This window comes from Serratia sp. ASV30, from assembly GCF_016428815.1.
GTDB classification, from domain to species: Bacteria; Pseudomonadota; Gammaproteobacteria; order Enterobacterales; family Enterobacteriaceae; genus Chania; species Chania fonticola_C.
In genome coordinates this window covers 1-4,030 of record NZ_JAELTL010000119.1, presented here as the reverse complement: position 1 = coordinate 4,030, position 4,030 = coordinate 1, and the positions used below count along the sequence as shown (strand labels likewise).

At 44.1% G+C, this 4,030-nt stretch carries 3 protein-coding genes; all 3 read left to right on the top strand.

All coding sequences use genetic code 11. The features are described 5' to 3' along the window. Positions 1 to 1,054 precede the first annotated feature (1,054 nt). A complete protein-coding gene (locus JHD74_RS25475; RefSeq protein WP_074031595.1) occupies positions 1,055 to 1,576 on the top strand; it encodes a fimbrial protein in 522 nt (173 codons plus the stop codon). 65 nt (positions 1,577 to 1,641) lie between these two features. Further along, positions 1,642 to 2,379: a molecular chaperone gene (locus JHD74_RS25470; RefSeq protein ID WP_199063836.1), complete on the top strand. Its 738-nt coding sequence runs from the start codon at positions 1,642 to 1,644 to the stop codon at positions 2,377 to 2,379. A gap of 35 nt (positions 2,380 to 2,414) precedes the next feature. Further along, positions 2,415 to 4,030, top strand: a 1,616-nt coding sequence (locus JHD74_RS27140) for a fimbria/pilus outer membrane usher protein (protein ID WP_370592713.1), incomplete at its 3' end; no start/stop codon positions are given.

Sequence of the window (4,030 nt, the reverse complement as noted above, 5' to 3'; positions counted from 1 at the left end):
CCCCCCCCCCCCCCCCCCCCCCCCCCCCCCCCCCCCCCCCCCCCCCCCCTTTTTTAGTTGGCATCGTCGGCAGCGTCAGATGTGTATAAGAGACAGCAATATATATAGTAGTGAAAATAGATAGGTAGTAGACGGAGGGAGTGAGCCGCTGACATGAAAGTGCATATCACTCTTATGAAGGTGATATCACGTAGTCTTTAAGTTGGGTGGGTTAACATGAAGAAAATCAGACAGCTGTTTGTGCCGTTATCAGCAATACTCGCTCAACCGATGTGAGAACTTCGACTACCTGGGCTGCGATTGCCACAAAAGACACTACCCACCAATAGGTTATTACTCAGTTTGGCAGTTTTCAGGTCTACTACGCTGGCTGCATCAAGGGTTTTAGCCACCGGAAAAATCAGCTTGATTGTGGCTATAGCAGGGCTAAAAAATTTACCGTCTTGAAATAAACTGACCGTTAAGACGGGGGGATTGGCATCGTTGACCAATTAGGAGACTTCTTTGCCCTGATCGAAAGGCATTACCGACAATGGCCCGGTTTAGATACTGAAACTACCATGATTTATAACGCCTAAACTTACCTTACCATCTGTATCTGAGTAGATAAATGCTCCTATTTTCAGTCAGCGTCAGGTAAAACCGGCGTTGCAATGCCATCTGTATCCTATATCGAACGGATGCACGGTATATTGGAACATGATATAACTATATTTACAAATGCGAATGCTTATCAATTAATATAAATGCAACGAAGATATGGTTATAAATATAACAAAAACAATGGGATGGTATATTTTAGGATATTGTTCTGAGTAAAAAATAAGTAAAATCCTAGAGAGGTTCAGGAAAAGGCTTACCACAAAATGGGTGATTCATATCTATACACAAATAGGAAAAGATAACTATTATAGTCAGGCATTCAAGGCTAAGTGTGTTCTGCTTTGTCGGGGTGTTGAGTTATTAATATTCTGTAGTTCGCTAGGGAATGACTCAAATGATATGATCTAGTCAATAGATTATAGGGAAACTTACTTCTTAAATGGTATTTTAAATGAAAAAAATTGCATTAGCATTATCATTCATCTTGGCTGGTGCCTCCCATTTAGCAAGTGCTGCGGATGGCCAGGTTAATTTCACCGGTAATATCACTGCAAGCACCTGTTCAATTAATGGTGGCGTTGCGGCTCCGCAATTAGTCAATCTGGGCAATGTTCCGGCATCATCCCTGATGACTTCTGGACAGACTGCAGGCGCGAAAAGCTTCGCAATAGAATTGACAGGCTGTACAGGTGGTAACACCGCGGTTGCCGCTCATTTCGAGTCTCTGACGTTGGGTAACCCGGCTGGCCGCTTGAATCTGGATGCTACCTCAGAAGCCAGTAATGTTGAAATCGCGCTCTATGACAACTTGGGTGCTTTGCAGCCTGTCAACGGTGTTATTCCGGCACAAACCTTCGTTACGCTGACTGGTGGTAATGCGACACTGAACTATGTTGCAGCCTATTACGCAACTGGTGAGGCTGAGGTAGGGACTGCAAATTCTGAAGTATCTTACACTCTTTCATACCAGTAAGTTAGCTAATTTATTATATAGAGGGGGGTACCCCTCTATTCATTTTCGATTTTCACAAGACTAATATGAATAAAGTAAATCCCTATATCATCTTGGCATTGGTATTAAGTAACTATGTCAGTTATGCATCTGCTAGTGTTATTATACACGGCACGCGAGTGGTCTTTCCTAGCGATAAACAGGAAGTTTCTCTGCGCATTGAAAATGACAATTCATTGCCAGTGCTAGTTCAAGCATGGGTTGATGATGGTCATTCAGCCATGTCGGCAAAAATGCCTAAAACACCGTTTGCTATTACACCGCCAATGTTTCGTATGGAACCTAAGCAGGGACAGTCATTACGTATAATTTATAATGGCAGCATATCGGTAAAAGATAGAGAGTCTGTATTTTGGGTTAATGTCTTTGAAATACCGCCAACAGACGCCAATAATAAAGAAAATAGTTTACAGTTGGCATTCAGAAGTAGGATAAAACTATTTTATCGCCCAGCAGAACTGGCAACACCAAAAACGGATGAGCTGGCTAAACAGATGCAGTGTACTGGCAACAAAGAGACACCGCAGATGCTGACGCTCAGTTGTAAAAATACATCGCCTTACTATCTGTCTTTTTCTCAGGTTGATGTCATGGTGAATAATAAGCCCGTGTCGGTTTCATTACAACGTTTTGGCATGATCGCACCATTCGGGTCCTTGAGTACCAAGGTTAAAGTGCCAGAAAGTACATTGCCTATGAAACTGAACTACCTTCTCATTAACGATCAAGGTGGTGCAAAGGAATATACTGAAATACTTTTATAACCTGCTTTGAATTATATAAGGACGACATTCTCTCTATGGACCAGATAAATGAAGCAAATGCCAGAAATTTAACGTCTAAAGTTGCTCTGGTATTATTGTTAGCCAATGTAACTCTGGTGGGGGCAGCCTGGGGGACTGATGCATCTGTGATACCGCAGGATAGTTCCAAGGGGCAGGCGTACTTATATAACACTAGTTTCTTAGTGGGCTCAGAAAAGGTCGATGTTGCGCGTTTTGCATATGGTAATGATATTACACCAGGTAGTTATAGTATGTCTATTCTGGTTAATAAAAAGCTTGTGGGTAAGGCTAACTTACTCATTAAAGATATTGAAAATAAAAAAGTAGTCTGTCTGAGCAAAGAGCTAATAAGATTGCTGGATCTTAAGCTTGAAAATGTGCCGCTTGATTCAGACTCCGGCAGCTGTGTGTTACTCAACTCACTGATACCTACTGCCAGTTATATCATAAACATGCCAGACTTGGCTGTGGATTTTTCGATCCCGCAGGTTTACTTGCAACGTGAATCTCAAGGGGACGTTAGTCAAGCATTGTGGGATGCGGGTATTAACGCGGGCTTTATTAATTATAATGCAAACTATTATGAATCCCGTATTAATGGTAATCAACAGGCACTTACTAATTCTAACTTTTTCACCTTACTCAATAGTGGCGTGAACTTAGGTTTGTGGCAGCTGAGAAATAATTCCAACTATAGCAGCAGCAATAACGGTATTAGTAAATGGACAACGCTGAACAGTTATCTGCAACGACCATTACCAGCCTTTAAGGGTATGTTGGTAGCCGGTGAATACAATACATCCGGACAATACTTCGATAGCTTAAGCTTTCGTGGCATCCAACTTGCTTCCGATGACCGCATGCTGCCTGCTTCACAGCAGGGTTTTGCACCGGTAGTACGTGGTGTAGCGCGTACCAATGCACTGGTACAAGTAAGCCAGCGAGGAGTCTTGCTAAATAAAACTACCGTTGCTCCTGGCGCTTTTGCGATCGATGATCTTTATCCTACTGGATATGGCGGTGAACTGGATGTGGTTGTTACTGAAACTGATGGGACGGTACAGACATTTTCAGTACCTTACTCTTCGGTAGCATCATTATTACGGGACAATAGCTCCCGCTATGCTGTGACCTTTGGTCAGTTGAATAACCAAATTTTACGTAGCAAACCTACATTTTTGCAAGCACTCTATTCCCGTGGGGTATCTAATAATATAACGGCCTATGCAGGGAGTCAGTTCGCAGAAAATTATCAGTCTGCTGTAGTAGGTTCTGCATTCAATACCCGTCTTGGCGCACTGGGGGTTGATATTACAGGCTCATCGGCAGACCTGCAATCGGGTAACAGCCGAGGTTGGAGTGTTAAAGCCTCTCATAGCAAGTATTTGGAAATTAGCCAAACGTTTTTATCATTAGCGACCTATCGCTATTCAGATAAGGGTTATTATGGCTTCAATGAGGCAGCACCTGTCTCTTATACACATCTCCGAGCCCACGAGACAGGAGGTATCATCTCGTATGCCGTCTTCGGCTGGAAAAGAGGGGGGGGGGGGGGGGGGGGGGGGGGGGGGGGGGGGGGGGGGGGGGGGGGGGGGGGGGGGGGGGGGGGGGGGGGGGGGGGGGGGGGGGG